The organism is Allomuricauda sp. F6463D, from assembly GCF_023015965.1.
Lineage (GTDB): Bacteria > Bacteroidota > Bacteroidia > Flavobacteriales > Flavobacteriaceae > Flagellimonas.
The window spans coordinates 1-641 of sequence record NZ_JALKAN010000015.1 but is presented as its reverse complement, the minus strand read 5'-3'; the positions used below and the strand labels follow the sequence as shown (position 1 = coordinate 641).

The 641-nt window shown below is 54.1% G+C and carries 1 protein-coding gene; it reads right to left on the bottom strand.

Going from position 1 to position 641, the window contains the following annotated elements; genetic code table 11:
- The coding region (locus MWU56_RS16445; RefSeq protein ID WP_247046507.1) for a hypothetical protein at positions 1-641 on the bottom strand (641 nt) is incomplete at both ends.

The window sequence follows — 641 nt, the reverse complement described above, 5'->3', positions numbered from 1 at the left end:
ATGGATACGGAGGCCACGTTCAGGTAAAGTGCTCCATCCGTGCCTGCTGTTAAATTGTTGTTCAGATCCGTACTTATCAAATTTACGGATTCCGTCCCACCACCATCTGTAATTTGAAGGCTACCTGCTGTTATTCCGCTTCCGGTGTTATATTCGTTCGTGGGGTCTGAATCAGCATCGTCCGTGTCAAGGGCCGCAAGTTCCGCGTCCGTGGCAAAGGTTCCGTTAAGGTCAACCCCGGTGGCTCCGGTAACCGCATTGGTCAGTTCCAAGGTGGTACCGCTCAGGGCGATATCGGATAGTTCGTTCTCAGGGTCTGAATCTGCATCATCAGTGTCAAGGGCCGCTAGTTCCGCATCCGTGGCAAAGATTCCGTCCAAATCAACCCCGGTGGCTCCGGTAACCGCATTGGTCAGTTCCAAGGTGGTACCGCTCAAGGCGATATCGGATAGTTCGTTCTCAGGGTCTGAATCTGCATCGTCCGTGTCAAGGGCCGCAAGTTCCGCGTCCGTGGCAAAGGTTCCGTCAAGATTTTGGCTCAACGTACCGCCTGCATCCGTGACCTCGATGGAGGTACCGTTCAGCGATATCCCCGTGTTGTATTCGTTCGTGGGGTCTGAATCGGCGTCGTCCGTGTCAAG